20 protein-coding genes, 1 other RNA gene and 1 pseudogene are annotated in these 20,102 nt (G+C 69.0%); 11 read left to right on the top strand and 11 right to left on the bottom strand.

The annotated features are described in order from the left end of the window. Window positions 1-11: 11 nt before the first annotated feature. Together VN378_RS06730 and aguB are read left to right on the top strand one after the other, a co-directional pair. Window positions 12-398, top strand: coding sequence for a four helix bundle protein (locus tag VN378_RS06730; protein ID WP_325742178.1), 387 nt, complete (start codon window positions 12-14; stop codon window positions 396-398). A gap of 43 nt (window positions 399-441) precedes the next feature. Next, complete coding sequence (aguB, locus tag VN378_RS06725) at window positions 442-1,311, top strand: N-carbamoylputrescine amidase (protein ID WP_325742176.1); 870 nt, start codon at window positions 442-444, stop codon at window positions 1,309-1,311. On the opposite strand, the gene VN378_RS06720 is transcribed toward aguB, so the two are convergent. The 5 genes from VN378_RS06720 to VN378_RS06700 form a co-directional block, all read right to left on the bottom strand. Beyond that, window positions 1,278-2,057 carry a PA-phosphatase gene (locus VN378_RS06720; protein WP_325742174.1) on the bottom strand — a complete coding sequence of 260 codons (780 nt, stop codon included), beginning with the start codon at window positions 2,055-2,057 and terminating at the stop codon, window positions 1,278-1,280. The genes aguB and VN378_RS06720 overlap by 34 nt on opposite strands. Continuing rightward, window positions 2,054-2,551, bottom strand: a complete 498-nt coding sequence (locus VN378_RS06715) for a hypothetical protein (RefSeq protein ID WP_325742172.1) — start codon at window positions 2,549-2,551, stop codon at window positions 2,054-2,056. Before VN378_RS06715 ends, VN378_RS06720 begins: the two co-directional genes overlap by 4 nt. A gap of 109 nt (window positions 2,552-2,660) precedes the next feature. After that, complete coding sequence (locus VN378_RS06710) at window positions 2,661-3,011, bottom strand: ribonuclease (RefSeq protein ID WP_325742171.1); 351 nt, start codon at window positions 3,009-3,011, stop codon at window positions 2,661-2,663. Window positions 3,012-3,111: 100 nt separating this feature from the next. Then, complete coding sequence (locus tag VN378_RS06705; RefSeq protein WP_325742169.1) at window positions 3,112-4,164, bottom strand: 1,9-bis(guanidino)-5-aza-nonane synthase; 1,053 nt, start codon at window positions 4,162-4,164, stop codon at window positions 3,112-3,114. Window positions 4,165-4,263: 99 nt separating this feature from the next. After that, window positions 4,264-5,529 (bottom strand): type III PLP-dependent enzyme, encoded by a 1,266-nt coding sequence (locus VN378_RS06700; RefSeq protein ID WP_325742167.1) that lies wholly within the window; start codon window positions 5,527-5,529, stop codon window positions 4,264-4,266. Window positions 5,530-5,806: 277 nt separating this feature from the next. Between VN378_RS06700 and VN378_RS06695 the strand changes: the two genes are divergently transcribed. The 5 genes and pseudogenes from VN378_RS06695 (at window position 5,807) to phnE (ending at window position 11,165) form a co-directional block, all read left to right on the top strand. Beyond that, window positions 5,807-7,246 (top strand): hypothetical protein, encoded by a 1,440-nt coding sequence (locus tag VN378_RS06695; RefSeq protein WP_325742165.1) that lies wholly within the window; start codon window positions 5,807-5,809, stop codon window positions 7,244-7,246. Between the two features lie 166 nt (window positions 7,247-7,412). Next, the gene (phnC, locus tag VN378_RS06690) at window positions 7,413-8,210 is read left to right on the top strand and encodes a phosphonate ABC transporter ATP-binding protein (RefSeq protein WP_325742163.1); all 798 of its coding nucleotides are present in this window, start codon (window positions 7,413-7,415) and stop codon (window positions 8,208-8,210) included. Next, complete coding sequence (gene phnD, locus VN378_RS06685) at window positions 8,207-9,211, top strand: phosphate/phosphite/phosphonate ABC transporter substrate-binding protein (protein WP_325742161.1); 1,005 nt, start codon at window positions 8,207-8,209, stop codon at window positions 9,209-9,211. The genes phnC and phnD (VN378_RS06685) overlap by 4 nt, the downstream gene beginning before the upstream one ends. 112 nt (window positions 9,212-9,323) lie before the next feature. After that, window positions 9,324-10,124, top strand: a pseudogene (gene phnD / locus VN378_RS06680) (phosphate/phosphite/phosphonate ABC transporter substrate-binding protein); the annotation flags it as partial. 255 nt (window positions 10,125-10,379) lie between these two features. Further along, window positions 10,380-11,165, top strand: coding sequence for a phosphonate ABC transporter, permease protein PhnE (phnE, locus tag VN378_RS06675; RefSeq protein ID WP_325742197.1), 786 nt, complete (start codon window positions 10,380-10,382; stop codon window positions 11,163-11,165). Between the two features lie 73 nt (window positions 11,166-11,238). Here phnE and thrS read toward each other — a convergent pair whose 3' ends face one another. The 4 genes from thrS to VN378_RS06655 are packed head-to-tail and all read right to left on the bottom strand — an operon-like array spanning window position 11,239 to window position 14,753. Beyond that, on the bottom strand, window positions 11,239-13,164 hold the full coding sequence (gene thrS / locus VN378_RS06670) for a threonine--tRNA ligase (RefSeq protein WP_325742159.1): 1,926 nt from the start codon (window positions 13,162-13,164) through the stop codon (window positions 11,239-11,241). Then, window positions 13,161-13,409, bottom strand: a complete 249-nt coding sequence (gene yidD, locus VN378_RS06665) for a membrane protein insertion efficiency factor YidD (RefSeq protein WP_305760789.1) — start codon at window positions 13,407-13,409, stop codon at window positions 13,161-13,163. Before yidD ends, thrS begins: the two co-directional genes overlap by 4 nt. 45 nt (window positions 13,410-13,454) lie before the next feature. After that, window positions 13,455-13,925, bottom strand: a complete 471-nt coding sequence (locus tag VN378_RS06660) for an iron-sulfur cluster assembly scaffold protein (RefSeq protein ID WP_325742155.1) — start codon at window positions 13,923-13,925, stop codon at window positions 13,455-13,457. An 18-nt stretch (window positions 13,926-13,943) separates the two neighbouring features. Next, window positions 13,944-14,753, bottom strand: a complete 810-nt coding sequence (locus tag VN378_RS06655) for a tetratricopeptide repeat protein (RefSeq protein ID WP_325742153.1) — start codon at window positions 14,751-14,753, stop codon at window positions 13,944-13,946. 93 nt (window positions 14,754-14,846) lie between these two features. Here VN378_RS06655 and VN378_RS06650 point away from each other — a divergent pair, with 93 nt between their 5' ends. Together VN378_RS06650 and VN378_RS06645 are read left to right on the top strand one after the other, a co-directional pair. Next, a complete protein-coding gene (locus VN378_RS06650; RefSeq protein ID WP_325742196.1) occupies window positions 14,847-16,247 on the top strand; it encodes a leucyl aminopeptidase family protein in 1,401 nt (466 codons plus the stop codon). A 54-nt stretch (window positions 16,248-16,301) separates the two neighbouring features. Then, the gene (locus tag VN378_RS06645; RefSeq protein WP_325742151.1) at window positions 16,302-17,084 is read left to right on the top strand and encodes an NlpC/P60 family protein; all 783 of its coding nucleotides are present in this window, start codon (window positions 16,302-16,304) and stop codon (window positions 17,082-17,084) included. Between the two features lie 60 nt (window positions 17,085-17,144). Here VN378_RS06645 and VN378_RS06640 read toward each other — a convergent pair whose 3' ends face one another. Next, window positions 17,145-17,891 (bottom strand): cytochrome c family protein, encoded by a 747-nt coding sequence (locus VN378_RS06640; RefSeq protein ID WP_325742149.1) that lies wholly within the window; start codon window positions 17,889-17,891, stop codon window positions 17,145-17,147. A gap of 150 nt (window positions 17,892-18,041) precedes the next feature. Between VN378_RS06640 and VN378_RS06635 the strand changes: the two genes are divergently transcribed. After that, window positions 18,042-18,770: a 3-deoxy-manno-octulosonate cytidylyltransferase gene (locus VN378_RS06635; protein WP_325742147.1), complete on the top strand. Its 729-nt coding sequence runs from the start codon at window positions 18,042-18,044 to the stop codon at window positions 18,768-18,770. Here VN378_RS06635 and nudC read toward each other — a convergent pair. After that, a complete protein-coding gene (gene nudC / locus VN378_RS06630) occupies window positions 18,767-19,696 on the bottom strand; it encodes an NAD(+) diphosphatase (RefSeq protein WP_325742145.1) in 930 nt (309 codons plus the stop codon). The genes VN378_RS06635 and nudC overlap by 4 nt on opposite strands. Window positions 19,697-19,751: 55 nt before the next feature. Here nudC and ffs point away from each other — a divergent pair. Continuing rightward, an RNA gene (gene ffs / locus VN378_RS06625) (signal recognition particle sRNA small type) lies at window positions 19,752-19,845 on the top strand. Window positions 19,846-20,102 lie beyond the last annotated feature (257 nt).

Raw genomic sequence — 20,102 nt, 5'->3', positions numbered from 1 at the left:
GTGAGCGAGGGGTGAGCCAGTCACTTCAGAGCCACCGTGATCTCAAGGTCTGGCAAATCGCGCTGGACCTCACGGAAACCATCTATCGTCTGTCAAGCGATTGGCCCAAGCATGAGCAGTATGGGCTGGTGAGCCAGACCAGACGCGCCGCAGTGTCAGTTGCCGCGAATATCGCCGAAGGGGCGGGAAGACGGTCGACTGGGGAATTCATCCAGTTTGTCGGAATCGCACGGGGCTCGTTGGCCGAGGTCGAGACGCTCCTGATCATCGCTCGTCGCCTTGGTTACGTTGACGACGCAGTCTGCAAGGCTTTGCTGACCGAGCTGTTTGAGCTGGGGCGAATGACCACCGGGCTGATCCACTCCCTCGAACAGAAGAAGGCAGTTCAAAGCCGATGAAGGTCGTTTTCGTTTTGCTCACCAGCACTGTCACTATCACTTCATGACCCGCACCATCACAGTCGCCGCCCTGCAGACTTCGTACGGCGAGGATCTGCAGGCGAACATCGACAAGACCATCGAGCTGATCCGCCAGGCCGCCTCCAGGGGCGCGCAGGTGATCCTGCCCTCGGAACTGTTCCAGGGTCCGTATTTCTGCGTCACCCAGGAAGAGAAGTGGTTCGGCGCCGCCCATCCGTGGCGCGAGCATCCTTGCGTGACTGCGCTCCAGCCGGTCGCCGCCGAACTGGGCGTCGCCATCCCCGTCTCGATCTTCGAGCGCGAGGGGCCGCACTATTTCAACTCCATGGTCATGCTGGACGCCGACGGCCGCGCCCTGGGCGTCTATCGCAAGAGCCACATCCCCGACGGCCCGGGCTACCAGGAGAAATACTATTTCCGGCCCGGCGACACCGGCTTCAAGGTCTGGGACACGCGCCACGGCCGCATCGGCGTCGGCATCTGCTGGGACCAGTGGTACCCCGAAACCGCCCGCGCCATGATGCTGCAGGGCGCCGAGGTGCTGTTCTATCCGACCGCCATCGGCTCCGAGCCGCACGACAAGGAGCTGGACACCGCCGACCCGTGGCGGCGCGCCATGCAGGGCCACGCGGTATCGAACGTCGTGCCGGTCGTCGGCGCCAACCGCACCGGGCATGAGCGGGTGACCGAGGCAGGCCAGGTCTTCTACGGCTCGTCCTTCATCGCCGACCATCGCGGCGATCTGGTCGAGAGCTTCGGCCGCGACGACGAAGGGGCCCTGGTCCACACCTTCGACCTCGACTATGTCGATCGGCACCGGGCCGCCTGGGGCTTCTTCCGGGACCGGCGGACGGATCTCTACGGCGCGCTGGTCGCCCCCCGGCCGGCCTGACCCAGCGCCCGCCGTTCGGCGGCGCACCCGGGGTTCGTCAGCCCTTCGGCGCGCGCGGCGGCGACCTCTGACCGGGCGGCCTCGAGATCGGCTATGAATGCGGGCGATCCCGCCGCTGCAGCATACAGCCGGAGTCCCAGCGCCGCGCCGTCCGCTACATCGCCCGGCCAGTTCATGCGGCAGACGGCGCGGCTCAATCCAATCTCGCGCCCGATGCGACGGGCCTCCGCGGCCCGGTCGGGCGCGAGGGCCGCGAACATCTCGCCATAGGCCGATCCCGCCACCGCTCCGCCCGCGGGCCACGAAGGGCCGTCGCGAATGGCGTCATTGACCCGCTGACACGGCTCCAGTCCGGCGATGGCCTTTATCGGACGCGGCCGGGGCGCGCGTTCGGCCAGATGGCGGGTCAGGCTGTCGGCGTCGATCAGCAGCCGATTCATCAGCCGGGTCAGGGCCGGACGCGGCTTCCGGGCGAAGCGGGCGCCCAGGGCGCAGTCGAAATGCTGGGCCGCGTCAGGCGCCGCCAGCTGGGCGTGGGCACTGGCCAGCCACCAGCGGTCCGTGTCCGGCTCGCCGGGCAGGAAGTCGGGGACGATCCAGGGCGTAGGCGTTGGCGCGGCATCGGACAGCGTGCGGACCGCCTGGACGTCGAGATAACCTGAAGACGCCTCAACGGGCGCGGCGCCGTCGGCTGAGGCGCAGGCGCACAGGAGGGCGCAGGCCGCGAGCGCGGCGGCGCGGTTCACCCGCCGGCGGTCCAGTCCAGCTGGACGCTGGTCGGACCGTTCTCCACCGGGGTGGCGACGACGCGCAACAGCCGGCTGCTGCCGTCCTCGGCCGCGGCTCCGTAGGCGCGGGCCTCGCCCTGGTTCATGGCCATGACCGAGGCCAGGCCGGCGGCTTCCGCGCGCTGGCGGTAGAAGGCGACCACCGTGTCGGGCGTGGCGTCGGTGGTGAAGCTGAGGATGCCGCCAGGGCCGTCCGGCCCCTGGGCGATGGTGGCGGGCCCGCTCACCGCGCCGCCCGGATAGACGACCGCGAACGAAGGCGCCCCGGGCGCCGCGGGCACGGGAGCCGCGACCGTGGACGCGGGCTCCGTCGGGACCGTTGCAGGCGTTGCGCGCGCGGCCGTGTCCGCCGCCGCCTCGTCCGCCGCGGCGGTTTCCGGCGCGGGACTCTGGCCGCAGCCGGCCAAGGCCAGGGCCGCCATCAGAGCGGCGGCCGCGAACATGCGCTTCATCCCGTATCGTCCTTGAAAAGACTGTGTTGGTTGTCTGTACCGTGGCTCATGGCTGCGGCGGCGGCAAGGCGGGTTAACGCCTTCGGCAAGGCGCGGAATGACGCGTGCGTCAGCCGGTCGCCGCGTCGGCCTGGTCCGGCTTGCCCTCGGCAGGATCGCCGCCGGGGTCCGTCCGGTCCGCACCCGTGTTCTTGATCGGGTTCGGGTCCGCAGTCGAGGGCGACTGGGGGTCGGCCGAGGCCATGCCCTCGCTGGCGAGGCTTTCATTGATGACGTCCTGATCCGGATCGTCATCCGAGCCTGTCGCCGCGCCGCCCTGCAGCGAGCCGGAGCGGGTGTCCGACCCCATGTCCGAACCCGACAGGGCCTCGGTCATGGCGTCCGGCTTGCGGCCCAGATCGGGCTTTTCGCCCATGTCGTCGGCCTCGCGGGCGTCTTCGGTTTCGTGCTGTTCGTTCATGGCGAAGCTCCTTCATTGAAGGAAGCGGGCACACGCCCGGGCGGTTCCCGAACGAAAGAAGCCGGGATCGCGATCCCGGCTCCCGTACTTCTTGAATCGCCTACTTGCCGAACAGCTTGTTCCAGCGGCGCTTGTCGCGGTTCTTCCAGGTTCCGCGGTGGTAGGCGTCCGAACCGATCAGCGGCACGACCGTGGTGGCCTCGGCGAAGACCATCTGCTCGTGCGTGGTCTGGACCTTGCCCCAGGAGGCGGCCTCCTTGAGGGTCGAGGACGAGCAGGCGCCGTCCCGAACGTCGGCGACCGTGATCTGGACCGCATAGCGGTGCATCTCGGCCTCGACGCCGAGGATTTCGGCGCAGACGACGGTATCCTGCGCAAAGTTCTTCGGCACGCCGCCGCCGACCATGAACAGGCCGGTCACGCCCGCGGCGATCTTGATGTCCGTCAGTTCGCGGAAGTCCGCCACCGCGTCGATCATCAGATACGGCTGGCCCGCCGCGATCCGCTCCTTCTGGTGCTTGACCAGGCCGAAGCCGGCCGAGCTGTCGACGAAGGCCGGGCAGAAGATCGGCACGCCCTCTTCATAGGCGGTCTGGATCAGCGAACCGGGCTTCTTCGCATTGCCCTCGCTGAGCCATTTGCCCATTTCCCAGATGAATTCGCGCGAGGAATAGCCGCGCGGCTCCAGCCGGTTGCAGATCTCCAGGATGGTGTGGTCGCAGGCCTGGAGCTCTTCCTCGTCGATATAGGTGTCGTAGATCCGGTCGATGTAGTTGTCGCGCAGGACGTTGTCGTCGACCTCGCCGGCGGCCTGGTAGTGTTTGAAGCCCAGGGCCTCGAAGAAATCCATGTCGACGATCGAGGCGCCGGTGGCGACCACGGCGTCGATCATGCCGAACTTCACCATGTCGCGGTACACGTGCATGCAGCCGCCGGCGGAGGTCGAGCCGGCCAGGATCAGCCACGGCGAGCAGTCCTTGTCCTCGATGGCCATGTTGAAGATGTCGGCGGCCCGGGCCGTGTCGCGGCTCGAGAACGACATCTTGCGCATGCTGTCGATGATCGGACGCGCGTCGAAGGACGTGATGTCCACGTGCTCGACGGTGTTCTGAAGCAGCTGGGCCTTCTGATTCGACTGAACAGGAGCGTTCATTGCAAGGGTTTCCCTTTGATTTGAGCGCCCGTCGTCAAAAGAAACAGCGGCCCGGACGGAGCGACGGGCCGCTGCTGATTACAACGCAAAAGCGACGGTTTAGCGCCGCTGCTTCTTCCGCTGGCCGGCCTTGCCCTTGGGGCGCGACAGGCGAACCACCTTGCGCGCGGTCTCTTCCGCCGTGGTGCGCACGGTCGGGATGGAGCGCGGGGCGAGGCCGTACAGCGAGGCCATCGGAGCATCTCCGACCGCGGCGATGTCGTGTTCGCCATAGCCGTTGAAGCCGGTCGACATGGCGACGCCATAGGCGCCCAGCATGCCGATCTCGATGAAGTCGCCTTCCTGCACATCGGCCGGCAGCCAGAACGGGCCCGGCATGTGGTCGATGGAGTCGCAGGTCGGGCCGTAGAAGCGGAACGGCTTGAGGTCGGTCGAACTCGCGCCGTCCCGGACCAGCTTGGTCGGGAAGGGCCAGCGCGAATGGGTCGCGTCGAACAGCGAGCCGTACGAACCGTCGTTCAGATACAGGGCGTCGCCCTTGCGCAGATCGACGCGGCACAGGACCGACGACGACTCGGCGACCAGGGCCCGGCCGGGCTCGCACCACAGTTCGGTGGTGTGGGTGACCGGCATCTCGGCGAAGCCGCGGTGGATGGCGTCCGCGTATTCCTGCATGTCCGGCGGGACCATGCCCGGATAGACCGAGGGGAAGCCGCCGCCGACATCGACGATGTCGACGATCACGCCGGCGCGGGTGATGGCGCGGCCGACCTGGGCCATGGCGGCCTCATAGGCGGACGGGCGCATGCACTGCGAACCGACGTGGAAGCAGACGCCCATCAGGCCGTCGACCACCGCCTGGCGCGTGGCCAGCAGTAGGGACGGAGCCTGGTCCGGCGAGACGCCGAACTTGCCCGACAGCGAATAGGCCGCGCCGTCGGCCGAGACCGTCATCCGCACCAGCAGGTTCAGATCCGTCGCGCCGCCAGTGGCGTCGAGGATCTTGGCCAGCTCGTCATGGCTGTCCAGCGAGAAGGTGCGGACGCCGTGATCGAAATAGGCGCGGGTGATGGCGCCGCGGCTCTTGACCGGGTGCATGAAGGCCAGACGCGCGTCGGCGCTGACCGACCGGACCAGTTCGATCTCTGACAGCGATGCGACATCGAACGCGGTGACGCCCGCCTCGACCAGGGTCTCGATGACCCAGCGCGAGGGATTGGCCTTCACTGCATAGAAGACGTCGGCCTTTAGATTATCCTGGAACCAGCGCGCCGCTACGGAAACCGAACGCGGCCGCACGAGTGCGACAGGACGTTCAGGGGACCGCTCGCGGACCAGGTCCAGGGGAAATGGATACGTGCGCAATTCACGTAAACCCCTGTAATTGTTAAACCCAGACCGGCGTTAGCAGCGCAACGTTAGACCTACGGGGTCCGCCGGAAGCCGCGATGTAGGGTCATGCCCCTGTCATGTAAAGCGGTTTTTTCCAGGCAGGGCGCGGGTTTGGCTGGATCCGCGCGGCTGAGCGCGGCCAAGGCGTCATGGCGAAGACCCGTCGTCGGTTCACCTGTGAGCTTCACCCCCGCTTGCATCCAACCTGAAATAGAGTATCGATGTTCGTTGAACGGCGGGGGTCGAGATGATGAACAAGGCGATCATAGCCGCTATTGCCGCGAGCATCTGTGCAGCAGGATGCGCCACGCAGACGCGTCCAAAGGTCAGCGCCCCTCCCGAGGGCTATCTGCGGCCGCAATCGGAGGATGCAAGTTCGCGTGGGCGGATCGATCTCCTCCCGCTGCTGGACATGGTTCGACACGAAAAGGAGCAGGGCGCCACCCGCGCGCGGTTCATTGGGGGTTACACCCGGTTTCACGTCCAGAGCGACCTCTACCAGAGTCAGGAAGCCACCGGCGCGGCCAACGCAGCCGTTCAGCCGAGGCGATACCGAGATGAAGACCGCGGCATGCTTCAACGCTGGCTGATCGGGCGTTCGCTGTCGCGGGTGGTTTCCATCCGCGTTTCGTTGTCCCAACCCAACGTCAGCGCAACCACCACCCTTGCCGCCGCCACACATGAAAGCAACCGCTCCCGCGGAGAAAGCTGGGTCACGGAGATTCACGGCCGACGCATGCTGACCCCGTATTTCAGGGTCGACGCAACCACTACAGCGACGATCGAGGCCAATCTCAACGCATCCAGCTCAATCCAGGGCGATGTGAGTGGGACATTTATCAACGTGCTGGCGCGGGCTGCCGCACTCCTTGCGCCTTCGTCGACGCTTGTCACCTCTCTGACGGAAGGGCGGATGACGGCCGCGTCGGACTTCGTCGATCAGTCGATCTCGACGCTGTTCGCCCAAACCCTCACGGAAAAGACGGCGACCGAGTTCGGGCCCGAGGACTGGGGGGCGAAGCTGGTCACCGTCACCGCCAGCCTGCCTCATGAACACAGCGTAGCGGACGACAGAGTGCTGGATCGTATCGGGGACTGGACGGTCTCGGTCGAACCCGCAATCGTATCCATCTTCAGCACTACGCCTCTGTGCTCGCCAGCCAGCTGCGCGGCGTCCGTCGTCGAACTCCAGGCCAAAACCGCCTTCGAGAGCCTGGCCCCCTACACCGTGCTCAATTTCCGCCTCGACGGCCAGCAGACGCTTGTCCAGGCCATTCGGGCCGATGAAGCCGTCGCCCGGGCGCTTGACGCTCTCTCACGGGTCACGGACGCAACGAGCGGGAACGAGGATCGCAAATCGGCGGCGCGGACCCTCTGCAACGTCGTGGCAGGCAAGGCGGAATCTCTGGGCTTCAATCGCTTCGATTCCGCCGCGACGGTCTGGGCCGTCGGGCATAGCGATCTGGTCTCGGACAAGGGCGGCGCCGCCTTGATGGCGGTCGAGACGTGCGCCAGCGCGGTCCTCTTTCCCCGGCTGGGCTTGCCCATCCGAAACGTGTTGAAGAACGACCCCCCGCCGTCCGTCCCGACGGTCCCCGCGGCGCCCGCCGCCCAGCCAACGGTCGTGCCGTCCGAGCCGCCGGCCGTTGCTCCCCCCGCCGTGACGGCTCCGCCCGGAAACGCGGGTTAGCGACCGCATCCCGCGACGACGCGCCAGGTCAGCCCGAGCTCTGTACGATCAACCCGCCAGCCAGCCGTTCTGCTGGACGAAATCCTCGCGGACGTGCCATTAAGACTTGCCTCGCGGGCCTGATCGGGCCATGCGGCGCGCCCTTGCAACCGCTCTCAGCGTGTCCATGACCTCAGCCACTGCCGCCGTCGCGTCCGTGAAGGACGTGTCCAAGACTTTCGGCGCCCGAAAGGCCCTGAACGGCGTGTCCGTCGAGGTCGGGGCCGGAGAAATGGTGGCCCTGATCGGCCCGTCCGGATCCGGGAAGTCGACGCTGCTGCGCTCGATCACGGGTCTCCAGACCATCGATCCCGGCAAGGGAACCATCTCGGTCTTCGGCGAGGTCGTCCAGAAGAACGGCCGCACCACGGGCGCCACCCGCGCAGCGCGCCAGAAGCTGGGCATGATCTTCCAGCAGTTCAATCTGGTCGGCCGCCTGTCGCTGTTCTCCAACGTGATGCTGGGCGCCCTCGGCCGCATCCCCGGCTGGAAGGGCCTGCTCGGCCTCTGGCCGGCGGCGGACAAGCGCAAGGCCATGGAGGCGCTGCACCGGGTCGGCGTCTCCGACTACGCCGCCCAGCGCGCCAACACCCTGTCGGGCGGCCAGCAACAGCGCGGGGCGATCGCCCGCGCCATGGTCCAGGGGGCCAGGGCCATTCTCGCCGACGAACCGGTCGCCTCGCTGGATCCCGTCTCGGCGCGCAAGGTGATGGAACTGCTGGTCGAGCTGAACAAGCGTGACGGCTTCGGCGTCATCGTCACCCTGCACCAGGTCGACTACGCCATCCGCTATTGCGACCGCGTCATCGCGCTCAAGGCCGGCCAGATCGTCTATGACGGCCCGTCCACGGGGCTGGACACCAGGCAGCTGATCGACATCTACGGCCCGGAATTCGAGGACGCCTTCTGGGAAACCAAGGCATGAGCCTTTCGAGCTCTGCTCGGCTCCTCGGCGCCGGCGCCCTCGCCGTCGCCGCCCTGACCTTGTCCGGCTGCGGCAAGCGGGATGACGCCGGCCCCGCCGACGCGCCGGCCCGGATCACCTTTTCGATCCTCTCCGCCCAGGGCCAGGCGTCCGCCGCGCCGTTGTGGCAGCCCCTGCTCGACGACCTGGCCGAGGCCATCGACGCGCCGGTCCGGCCGCATTTCGCCTCGACCTATGCGACGCTGGTCGAGGACATGAAGCGCGGCGACACCCAGGTCGCCTGGTTCTCCGGCCAGCCGGCGGTCGATGCGATCGACAACGCCGACGCCGAGCTGATCGCGCGCACCGTCAATCTTGAGGGCGCCGACAGCTATCGCTCGACCCTGATCGTACGGCGAGGATCGGGCATCACCCTGAATGACGTCCTGGCCTGCGGAAAACGCTACAGCTTCGGCATGGGCGACGCGCAGTCCACGTCAGGCACCCTTGCCCCGGCGACCTTCCTGTTCAATCCGCGCGGCATCCAGCCCGCCGCCTGCTTCGCCACGATCCGGTCCGACAACCACGAGCGGAACGCCTTCAACGTCGCCTCGGGCGTGCTCGACGTCGCGGCCTCGAACAGCGTCACCAGCGCCGCCTTCCGTCGCCAGAACCCGACCCTCGCCGGCCAGATCGAGCAGATCTGGCAGTCGCCTCCGATTCCGGAGGGCGGCATCGTTCTTCGCAGCGATCTCGACCCGGCCGTGAAGGAGAAAATCCGCAGCTTCTTCCTGACCTACGGGCAGGGCGACGGGGTGGAGGCGGAACGTCAGCGGCGAGTGCTGGCGGGACTGAGCTATTCGCGCTTCAGCGCCGCCGATGACGACTATCTCGACCCGGTGCGGGAGATGATGGCCGATCAGGCCCTGGTCGAGGCGCGGGGCCGGAACGACAGGGCCGCCATCGCCGCGGCCGAGCGTGAACTACAGCGGTTGCGGGCCCGGCGCGAGGTGCGGCCATGAAGCGGGCATGCGCAAACCCTTCCCCACGGGGCGCCCTGCGCGGCGCTGATCCGGAACGCATGATCGACCTGTCCGGGCTCCAGCCCGAAGGCTCGATCCAGGACGTCAAGGCATGAGAAGCATCCGAAACCTGTTCGCGACCGCCCTGGCGCTGACCGTGGTCCTCCTGGGACTGGCCGGAGCCGGAGACGCCGCCGCCCAGACGCGACGCCCGGAAAAGATCGTCTTCACGGTCCTGTCGGCCGAGGGGCAGGCCTCGTCGGGGCCCCTGTGGCAGCCGCTGCTCGACGATCTCGAGCGCGAGCTCGGCATTCCGGTCGAGCCGATCTTCGGCTCGAACTACAGCGTCCTGGTGGAGGCGATGGGCGCCGACCAAGCCCAGATCGGCTGGTTCTCGGCCCTGCCGGCGGTGCAGGCCATCGACCGGTCGAAGGGCGAGGTCATCGCCCGCACGGTCGATGTCGAGGGCAAGGATTCCTACGTCTCCACCCTGATCGTGAAGAAGGGTTCGGGCATCACGCTCGAGGACGTCGCCCGGTGTGGAAAACGCTATGATTTCGGCATCGGGGACGCCCAGTCGACCTCGGGCACCCTGGCGCCCCTGACCTATTTCTTCGGCCCGCGTGAGATCAATCCGACGGCCTGTTTCGCCACGGTCCGATCGGCCAGTCACCAGGCCAACTCGTTCGCGGTGGCGAACGGACTGGTGGACGTCGCAACCTCCAATTCGGTCAACACCGTCTTCCTTCGCCGCCAGAACCCGGACGTCGCCAACCAGATCGAGGTCATCTGGGAATCGCCGCCGATCCCGGAATCCGGCATCGTCATCCGTTCGGACCTGCCGGCGGACGTGAAGGCGAAGATCCGGCGCTTCTTCACCACCTACGGCCAGGGCGTCGGCCCCGACGTCGAACGTCAGCGCCGGGTGATGGAAGGGCTGAATTATTCCCAGTTCCGCGCGGCCGACAACAGCTATCTTGACCCGATCCGGGAGATGAAGGCCGACCAGGCGCGCCGCGAAGGCCGCCCGCCCGAGGTCGCGCCGCCCGCCAGCGCCGGGCGCCAGTTCGCCCGCTGGAGCCCGTTCGTCCTGATCGGCCTGCTGGCCGTGCTGGCGATCGTCATCAACCTGCTGCCGAAGCGGACGCCGTCGGCGGGCGATCCGGCGGTGGTGCCGGAGGCCCCGAAGAAGTCCCTGGCAGCCTGGTCGCTGGACCTGCTGCTCTGGGGCGGCTTCGCGATCATCCTGATCGCCGCGTTCAACACCGTGGACCTGCCCAATATCGGCAATCTGTTCTCGAGCCCCGAGAAGATGCGGAGCTATGGCAAGGACTTCCTCAACCCGGACTTCAGCCAATGGCGTCTGCTGGTCGCGCAGATGTGGCTGACCGTCCAGATCGCGCTCTGGGGCACCTTCCTGGCCGTCTTCCTGGCGGTCCCGCTCAGCCTGATGGCGTCGCGCAACCTGTCGCCGGCCTGGCTGGTCTGGCCGATCCGGCGCGTCATGGACCTGCTGCGTTCCGTCCCCGACCTCGTGGTGGCCACCCTGTTCATCGTCGCCGTGGGCCTGGGCCCGTTGGCCGGGGTCCTGGCCATCGCGCTCAACACCGCAGGCGTGCTGGCCAAATTGTTCTCCGAGGCCGTCGAGTCGATCGACAAGGGGCCCATCGAAGGGGTCAAGGCCACCGGCGCCGGGCGATTGCACGAGATCACCTGGGGCGTCCTGCCCCAGGTCGCGCCCCTCTGGACCAGTTTCGCCCTCTATCGCTTCGAATCCAACAGCCGCGCGGCCACCGTGCTGGGGCTGATCGGCGCGGGCGGCATCGGCCAGACCCTGTTCGAGAACCTGCAGGCCTTCGAATACCGCACGGTCTCGACCATCGCGATCGTCATCGTGGTCGCCGTGACCCTGATCGACATGCTGTCCCAGGCCATGCGCAAGCGGCTGCTGTAACCGTTCGGACATCGCCCAATGAAAAGCCCGCCGCCGCGATCGCGATGGCGGGCTTTTTGTTTGCCGAAGCTGATCAGGCCGACCGCAGATCCGGCGGGGTGGCCTCTTCCGTCAGGATTCGGATCGCCTCGTCCAGCGACACCACCTCCTGCGCCTGCGAGCCCAGGCGGCGGATGGCGACCGTGCCCTGTTCGGCCTCGTTCTTGCCGACCACGGCGATGACCGGGACCTTGCCGACCGAGTGTTCGCGCACCTTGTAGCCGACCTTCTCGTTACGCAGGTCCAGCTCGGTCCGCAGGCCGGCGGCCTTGAACCGGGCCTGGACCTCGCGGGCGTAGTCGTCGGCCTCGGACACGATGGTCGCCACCACGGCCTGGGTCGGCGCCAGCCACAGGGGGAAGGCCCCGGCGTAGTTCTCGATCATGATGCCGATGAACCGCTCGAACGACCCGAGGATGGCCCGGTGCAGCATGACCGGCCGGTGCTTCTGCCCGTCCTCGCCGATATATTCCGCGTTCAGACGTTCCGGCAGGACATAGTCCAGCTGGATGGTGCCGCAGGTCCACTCCCGGCCGATGGCGTCCTTGACCACGAAATCCAGCTTGGGCGCATAGAAGGCGCCGTCGCCCTCGGTGACGACCGGCTCCGTTCCGGCGGCGCGGGCGGCCTCCAGCATCTGGGCTTCGGCCCTGTCCCAGAATTCGTCCGTCCCGGCCCGAACCTCGGGCCGGGTGCCCAGGCTGATATAGGCCGTCTCCATGCCGAGGTCGGCGTGGACCGACCGCGCCAGGTCGATGAACCGGGACGTCTCCTCGACGATCTGGTCCTCGCGGCAGAAGATGTGGGCGTCGTCCTGGGTGAAGCCGCGCACCCGCATCAGGCCGTGCAGGGCGCCCGACGGCTCATAGCGGTGGCAGGCCCCGAACTCGGCCATGCGCAGCGGCAGTTCGCGGTAGGAGCGCTGGCCCTGGTCGAAGATCTGCACATGGCCGGGGCAGTTCATCGGCTTGAGCGACAGCTCCTCGCCCTCGACCGTCTCGCAGACGAACATATTGGGCCGGTATTTCTCCCAGTGGCCCGACTTCTCCCAGAAGGTCCGGTCCAGCACCTGGGGCGTCTTGACCTCGACATAGCCGGCGGCGTCCAGCCGACGGCGCATATAGGCTTCCAGCACGCGCCACAGCTCCCAGCCCTTGGGGTGCCAGAAGACCATGCCCCGGCCTTCCTCCTGCATGTGGAACAGGCCCATGGCCTTGCCGATGCGCCGGTGGTCGCGCTTCTCGGCCTCCTCGACGCGCAGCAGATAGGCGTCCAGGTCCTCCTTCGAGGCCCAGGCCGTGGCGTAGATGCGCTGCAGCTGCGGATTGCGATGATCGCCGCGCCAGTAGGCGCCGGCCAGCTTGGTCAGCTTGAAGGCCTTGCCCACGAACTTCGTCGACGGGAAATGCGGCCCCCGGCACAGGTCGACCCAGTCGCCCGTGGCGTAGGTCGTGATCGTCTCCGTACCCGGAAGATCGCGGATCAGTTCAGCCTTGAAGCTCTCGCCCTTGCCCTCGAACAGCTTGATCGCCTCGTCGCGGTCCCAGACCTGACGGACCAGCTTTTCGTCGCGGTCGACGATCTCGGCCATCTTCTTCTCGATGGCGGCGAAGTCGTCCGTCGAGAACGGCTCCTCGCGGAAGAAGTCGTAGTAGAATCCGTCCTCGATCGCCGGGCCGATGGTGACCTGCGTCCCCGGGAACAGCTCCTGCACCGCCTGGGCCAGCACGTGGGCGGCGTCGTGGCGGATGGTCTCCAGCGCCTCGGGATCGTCGCGCATGATCAGTTTGAAGTCGCCGGAGCCGCCCAGCGGGCGATCCAGATCGCGCTGCTCGCCGTTCAGGGCGACCAGGGCCGCGCGCTTGGCCAGCGACGGCGAGATGGAGGCGGCGACGTCACGGCCCGTGGCGTCGTCGGGATACTGGCGCGAGGCGCCGTCGGGGAATTTGAGATCGATCATCGGTCTGTCTTTACAGGCGGAACCGGGTCGTAGCCCGATTGGCCGAAGGGGTGGCATTTGCAGAGGCGTCTGACCGTCAGCCATCCCCCCTTGATCGGTCCATGCTGGATCAGCGCGTCCCGGCCGTAGTCCGAACAGGTCGGCAGGAACCGGCATTGCTGCCCGATCAGGGGCGACAGCGTCAGCTTGTAGCCGCGATGGGCCAGCCGCACGCCGCGTTCATAGAGAGTTTCGCCGGAAGCCATGTCGCCGCGCTTATCCCCTGCAAAAGGCGCAGGAGCAACGGGCCTTCAGGCCGCACCGGCGAGGCTAGTTCGGGTGTCGGGCGTCTTGCGGGCGATCGCCTGGCGCACCGCGTCCAGCGTCGCCTCGACGACGACCATGGTCGAGGCGTGGCGGGCGGGATAGTCGGCGACCTGTTTCAGGGCGCGCAGCCCCTCGAAACGTCCCGTCGGACCCTGCCCGCCGGCCTTGAGCATGGCCGACATGGCGTCGCGGGCCGCAACGAGTTCATCGAGCGAGGCGCCGATCACCGTCTCGCCGAGCACGCCCGCCGCCGCCTGGCCGAGAGCGCAGGCCTTCACGTCCTGGGCGAAGTCCCGAACGCGTCCGGCCTGGTCCAGAGTCACATCCACGATCGCCTTCGAACCGCACAGCTTCGCCACCCGTTCGCCGGTGCCTTCGGCCGCGGCCAGCCGGCCGCTGTGCGGCAGATTGGCCGCCAGCCTCAGAATGCGCGCGCTGTAGAGCTCGTCGATCATAGCTCCGAATATAGGCGATCAGCCGCCCTGGAGCGAGCCCCAGGTCCGACCCTGATCGACGCCGTCGCCCCCGGTGCGGTTCCTCAGCCACTGCAGATTGGCGTCGGCGGCCTCGGGCGGCAGGTCGCGGCGCAGAATCTGCTCCGCCTCGCCCATCTTGCCCGTCAGGCCCAGAGCCATGGCGAAGTTCAGCCGCACCTTCAGCGAAGCGCCGGGCTGGGCCGCGGCGCGGCGCAGCAGGGGCTCGGCCGTGACGGCGTCGCCCTGGATCATGGCGGATATGGCCATATTGGTCAGGACGTTGGGATTGTCGGGAGAAATGGCCAGCGCCTGGGCCCAGGCGGCGCGGGCGTCGTCGGGCCGGCGGACCTGCTCATAGGCGGTCCCCAGCAGGGACCAGGCCTGCCAGTCGCCGGGGCGCGCATTGCGGGCCTGTTCGAGGGCGGCGATCCCGTAGAAGGCCTGGCCGCGGGCGATATGGGCCTTGCCGACTTCCAGCATCGCCTCGACGTTCTCGGGCTGGACCAGCAGGACGCCCTGCGCCGTTTCGGCGGCCTGGTCGAACTGACCCAGTTCCCGCATGGCCTGCGCGGCCTTCACGCCCGCGATGGGGTCCCGCGGGTCGATGTCGGCCTGATCCGCCCAGAACATCGACCGGCTGAGCGCATCGGCCCGGTCATAGGCGGCGCGCACCTCGGCGGTGGCGGGCCGGCGCGCGACGGGGGCCGCCTGGGCCGGCGCTGCGGCCGGGTCGGGCAGGACCGCGGCCTGGGCCGCTGTGGCCGACAGCGCGAGGAGGATTGCGATAGAGGCGGTCGTGCGCGACATGGAGGCGCTCCGGAAGGTTCGGGGGCCAGAGTCGGGCCTTCGCGTCAATCCTTGGTTAAGATCGGCCGCCGCCGGCCGGAAAGGCCGTTGTCCATGTCCGTCCTGCATCCCGACCTGCTGACCACCGACCCCCTGGGCGCGATCCCGGTGCGGTTCGTCGGCCCCGCGGAGGGGATTGACGACGCCCTGCAAGGCTGGGCCGCCGCCAACGGCTTCAGGGGCAAACCCGGCCAGATGTTGGTCGCGCCGGACGGCCGGGGCGGGATCGACGCCGTGCTGGTGGGGGCCGGAGAGACCTTCGATCCGATGACCGCCCGGGCCCTGCCGGCCCGGCTGCCGCCCGGCCTCTACCGTCTGGAGGCCAGGCCGGAGGACGCCCGCAGGGCCGCGCTCGCCTTTCTGCTGGGGGCCTATGTATTCGACCGCTACAAGGCCCGTCCCGAGCGCGACCAGGTCAGGCTGGTCGCACCGGAGGGCCTCGATCTGGCGGGGACCATGCGCATCGCCTCGGCCTGCGCCCTCGCCCGCGAGATGGTCGACACCCCCGCCGCCGACATGGGGCCGCTGCAGATCGAGACCATCGCCCGGGAGATCGCCGAGGAGGCGGGCGCCTCTATCGCCGTCATCACAGGCGACGCCCTGCTGGAGGAGAACTATCCGGCCGTCCACGCCGTCGGCCGCGCCGCCGCCCCGCATCGCGCGCCCCGCGTCATCGAGATCGGCTGGAACCTCGACCGCGCCGACCTGCCGCTGGTCGCCCTGGTCGGCAAGGGGGTGGTGTTCGATTCGGGCGGTCTGGACATCAAGGGCGCCGCCGGGATGCGCAACATGAAGAAGGACATGGGCGGCTCGGCCCACGCCCTCGCCCTCGGCCGGCTGGTCATGCAGGCGAACCTGTCCGTGCGGCTGGTCGTGCTGGTCGCCGCGGTGGAGAACGCCATCTCCGCCGACGCCTTCCGCCCCGGCGACATCCTGAACAGCCGCAGGGGCCTGACCATCGAGATCGGCAACACCGACGCCGAGGGCCGGCTGATTCTGGCCGACATCCTGACCCGGGCGGGCGAGCATTCGCCGGACCTCACCCTCGACTTCGCCACTCTGACCGGCGCGGCCCGCATCGCCCTCGGGCCGGAGCTGCCGCCGCTCTATACCGATGACGAGGCCCTGGCCGCCGATCTGCTGGACGCGGCCCGCGCCGTCAGCGACCCCCTGTGGCGGATGCCGCTGTGGCCCGGCTATCGCGCCGCCCTGGAAACCGAGATCGCCGACCTGCGCAACGACTCCGCCGCCTGGGCCCAGGCCGGCTCGGTGACCGCCGCCCTGTTCCTGCAGAGGTTCGCTCCGGTCACCGGCTCCTGGGCCCATATGGACATCTTCGCCTGGAACCCCCGTGCGCGCCCGGGCTGGCCCGAAGGCGGCGAGGCCCAGGCCTTGCGAGCCTGTTTCGAGATGCTCACGCGCCGGTTCGGCCACGATAAAGCCTCCGTTCGTTAACGGCCCTTTCGGCTTCTTGCGTTACGACGACGGCTCAACCGGACGAGCCCACGCTTGACTGCAGCCGCCGCCATTCTCGACCCCCGCACCACGCTCGCCCGGCCCGATCTGGCCGAGCAGGCGCTGGAAGGCGTCGTCCGCGCCTCGGCCTTCCGCCCCGTCCGACCCATGCACTGCGCGGTCCCCGTCGCCGACATCCACGCCGACGCCGTCGCGGGCGAACACCCCGTCGACCAGCTGATTTTCGGCGAAGCCTTCGACGTCCTCGATAGCCGCGGCGACCGTCTGTGGGGCCGGGCGCGTCGCGACGGCGTGGTGGGCTGGATCGATGCGGCCTCGCTTTCCCAGGGCGCGCCCCGTCCCACCCACCAGGTCGCGGGTCTTGACGCCGCCCTGCCGCTGAACGCCCTCGTCATCGATCCGGCGGACGCGACCGGACTGACGCCGGTGGGGCAATTCGCCGCTTCTCCCGTCGACGTGGCCGAACGTCTGATCGGAACGCCCTACAGACTGGGCGGCCGCTCGTCGCTGGGCACGGACTGCTGCGGCCTGGTCCAGCAGGCGCTCTACGCCTGCGGCCTTCCCGGGCCGCGCTATGCCGATCTGCTGGCCGAACTCGGGCGGGCGGTGGCGCCCGGCCAGGCGCGGCGCGGCGATCTGGTCATCTGGCTCGATCCTGAAGAAGGACCGTGGAACGGCCACGCCGGCTTCGTGCTGGACGGCGATCGCGTGCTGCACGCCGTCGGCCGTCTGGGCGGGGTGACCGTCGAGCCCTTCGCAGAGGCCGACGCCCGCCATCGCGTCGAAGGGTCTGACCCGGTCTTCCGCCGCCTCTAGCGGAACGAAAAAAGGGCGGCCCCGGGGACCGCCCTTTCATTTCTGTCAAATCCGCCGGGCTCAGTTGTTGGGCGGCGCCGGGCTGGTCGAGGCCGGAGGCGCGGCGGGCGTGGCCGCCGTGGTCGGCTGGGCCGCGGCTCCCGTGTCGGGCGCGGCGCCGGTCTGGCCGCCGCTCTCGGCGCCGGCCGATTCGGCGCCGGCGGCCGGCGCCGCGCCTTCGACCGGGGCGGCGGGGGCGGCGCCGGGCTGACGCGCCGGATCGGGCGCGGGGATGGGGAAGCCGCCCGAGCCCTGGCTGCGCAGCCAGGCGATCAGATTGACGCGGGTGTTGGTGTCGCGGATGCCGGCGAATGACATCTTGGTGCCCGGGACGTGGCGGCCCGGCGCGGTGATGAACTGGTCGAGTTCGTCCAGGGTCCAGGTCGGCGCGGCGCCCTTGTGGGCCTGCATGGCGTCCGAATAGGCGAAGCCCGCGTGGCTGGCCACGGCGCGGCCGACGACGCCGAACAGATTCGGGCCGATTCCGTTGGGCCCGCCCGCGGTGGCGTTGTGGCAGGCCTGGCAGCGCGCGAAGGCGGCCTCGCCGGCGGCCAGATCGGCGGCCGGAAGCACGGTGCCCCAGTCGGGCGGCAGGACAGCCTCGGCGGCGCCGGCGGCGGCCTCTTCCGGCGCGTCGACGAAATAGCCCATCTTTTCAGGGGCTTCGGTGTGATAGATCGCGCCGGTCACCTGCTGCAGGGTGATAACGACGAAGGCGGTCGCCAGACCGGCGCCCAGAATCTTGTTCCACTTCAGATCGCCGCTCATGCGCGTCGTCTCATCCCGTTTCTGAGGCCCGACCGTATGACCGGCAGGGCGAATTCTTGCGTGGGCGTCTCTTACACGCTAGCGCGGCCTTCGCAACCGGCGGAAGGCCGTCGGAGCGTCGCAGGCCGCCGCCTGCCCTGGGACCCGAACGTGAACCCGCTGATCCTGATCCCCGCGCGCATGGCCGCGACCCGCCTGCCGGGCAAGCCGCTGGCCGACATCGGCGGCCTGCCCATGATCGTGCGGGCGTACCGCCAGGCGGCGCTTTCGGGTCTTCCGGTCGCCGTCGCGGCGGGCGACCCCGAGATCGTCGCAGCCATCGAGGCGGACGGCGGCGTCGCCGTCCTGACCGATCCTGACCTGCCCTCGGGCTCGGACCGCATCCGCGCCGCCCTCGACGCCATCGATCCGGACGGCGTCCACGACGCCGTGATCAATCTGCAGGGCGACATGCCCTTCGCCGATCCCGGCCTGGCCACGGCCTGCGCCGCCCTGCTGCACGGCGAGCCGGCGTGCGACATCGCCACCCTGATCGCGTCCGAGGCCGACGCCTCGGACCGGACCAATCCCGATGTGGTCAAGGCCGTGGTCGCCCTGGCCGAGGGCGATCATCACGGCCGGGCCCTCTATTTCACCCGCTCGACCCTGTTCGGCGACGGCCCGGTGTGGCGTCACATCGGCCTGTACGGCTATCGCCGCGCCGCGCTGGAACGGTTCTGCGCCGCGCCGCCCTCGCCGCTGGAGCGGCGCGAAAAGCTCGAGCAGCTCCGGGCGCTGGAGCTGGGTTTGCAGATCTGGGCCGCCGTGATCGCCGAGGCGCCCCTGTCGGTCGACAATCCCGACGATCTGGCCGCCGCGCGGGCGATCGCGGCCGGCTAGGCCTCGAACCCGTCCACCCACGCCTGCAACAGCGTGCGGGCGATGGCGATCCGGGCCGGCGCCTTGATCGACGGGTGCGTCCCCGCCAGCACCGCCGCCGCCTCGTCGCGCGTCAGCCAGGCCACGGCCTCCAGTTCGGTCTGGTCGGGCCGGGCGTCCATGCTGTCGACCTCGGCGATCAGGCCGATCATCAGCTGTGACGGGAAGGGCCATGGCTGGCTGGAGTGGTAGCGCACGGCCGTCACCGTCAGCCCGGCCTCTTCCGCGATCTCGCGGGCGCAGGCGGCCTCGATGGTCTCGCCCGGCTCCAGAAATCCCGCCAGCGCCGACATCCGGCCTTCGGGCCAGGCGGCCTGTCGGCCCAGCAGGCAGATCGGTTCCGGCCCGCCCCTGTAGACCGGCAGCATGATGGTCACCGGATCGACGCGGGGAAAATGCTCCGTCCCGCAGGCCGGGCAGATCCGCTTCCAGCCGCCGCACGCATTTTCGCTCTCGACCCCGCAGGCGGCGCAGAAGCCGTGCCGCCGCCGCCAGTCGAACAGCGATTTGGCCGTCCCCGCCATGGCCGCGTCCGGACCCGGCAGCAGGGCCGCCGCCTCGCGCATCTCGTGAAACGCCCCCAGCCCCGCCAGCGGCCCGGCGGCCGGATCGGCCGAACCCTCGATCTCCACCGCGAAACAGGGCGCGCCCTTCCAAAGGCCGAGGAACAGTTCGCGCTCCGGCGCCACGGCGCGGGCGTGGGTCAGGGCCAGCCACGCCAGCCGCGGCTCGCCCGCCGCCTCGATCAGGGGCCGCCCCTCCCACAGCACCATGGCCATGGCCTCGGGGTTGACGGCCTGTTCGGCCAGCCAGTCGGGGTCGTTGCGCAGGTCGCCGGCGCGGTCGAGCGGATTGCCGGCGAATGTATTCAGGGCGGGGAGGGCCATGCGGACATCTAGCAAGCCCCGGCTTGCATCCGCGAGCGGGAATCGTCATATCGACCTCGGAGATCGCGGGCGAAGGCTTCGCCAACCTGGTCAGGGCCGGAAGGCAGCAGCCACAACGAATTCCCCTTCGGGTCGCGGTCTCCACCTCCTTTCCTTGTTGCGCCAACGCTCGCGACGCGGTCCCTCGCTGCCTGGGCGCGAGCGGGTTTTCCCCATGTCGTCGAACGACGCCCTTAGCGTCCGCGCCGGTCCGCGCTAAGGAACGGGGATGAGCGACGTCGACCCCAGTCCCGAAGGCCCTCCGTGGGAGGATGACGCGCCCGACGCCGAGGTCGCGGAGCGTGATCCCGACACCGACGACATGTTCGGCTCGCCCGAGCCCGCGGGCATGCGCGAGGCGGAGGCC

It is taken from the genome of Brevundimonas sp. (assembly GCF_035561115.1).
Classification (GTDB): Bacteria; Pseudomonadota; Alphaproteobacteria; order Caulobacterales; family Caulobacteraceae; genus Brevundimonas.
Note: the sequence above shows the minus strand (reverse complement) of the source record. Positions and strands in the feature narration are given on the sequence as shown.

Excerpts from the sequence above, each read along its gene's own strand:
- aguB (WP_325742176.1), top strand. The coding sequence starts at position 442 with ATGACCCGCACCATCACAGTCGCCGCCCTGCAGACTTCGTACGGCGAG.
- VN378_RS06715 (WP_325742172.1), bottom strand. The coding sequence starts at position 2,551 with ATGAAGCGCATGTTCGCGGCCGCCGCTCTGATGGCGGCCCTGGCCTTG.
- VN378_RS06710 (WP_325742171.1), bottom strand. The coding sequence starts at position 3,011 with ATGAACGAACAGCACGAAACCGAAGACGCCCGCGAGGCCGACGACATG.
- VN378_RS06705 (WP_325742169.1), bottom strand. The coding sequence starts at position 4,164 with ATGAACGCTCCTGTTCAGTCGAATCAGAAGGCCCAGCTGCTTCAGAAC.
- VN378_RS06695 (WP_325742165.1), top strand. The coding sequence starts at position 5,807 with ATGAACAAGGCGATCATAGCCGCTATTGCCGCGAGCATCTGTGCAGCA.
- phnC (WP_325742163.1), top strand. The coding sequence starts at position 7,413 with ATGACCTCAGCCACTGCCGCCGTCGCGTCCGTGAAGGACGTGTCCAAG.
- phnD (WP_325742161.1), top strand. The coding sequence starts at position 8,207 with ATGAGCCTTTCGAGCTCTGCTCGGCTCCTCGGCGCCGGCGCCCTCGCC.
- thrS (WP_325742159.1), bottom strand. The coding sequence starts at position 13,164 with ATGATCGATCTCAAATTCCCCGACGGCGCCTCGCGCCAGTATCCCGAC.
- yidD (WP_305760789.1), bottom strand. The coding sequence starts at position 13,409 with ATGGCTTCCGGCGAAACTCTCTATGAACGCGGCGTGCGGCTGGCCCAT.
- VN378_RS06660 (WP_325742155.1), bottom strand. The coding sequence starts at position 13,925 with ATGATCGACGAGCTCTACAGCGCGCGCATTCTGAGGCTGGCGGCCAAT.
- VN378_RS06655 (WP_325742153.1), bottom strand. The coding sequence starts at position 14,753 with ATGTCGCGCACGACCGCCTCTATCGCAATCCTCCTCGCGCTGTCGGCC.
- VN378_RS06650 (WP_325742196.1), top strand. The coding sequence starts at position 14,847 with ATGTCCGTCCTGCATCCCGACCTGCTGACCACCGACCCCCTGGGCGCG.
- VN378_RS06640 (WP_325742149.1), bottom strand. The coding sequence starts at position 17,891 with ATGAGCGGCGATCTGAAGTGGAACAAGATTCTGGGCGCCGGTCTGGCG.
- nudC (WP_325742145.1), bottom strand. The coding sequence starts at position 19,696 with ATGGCCCTCCCCGCCCTGAATACATTCGCCGGCAATCCGCTCGACCGC.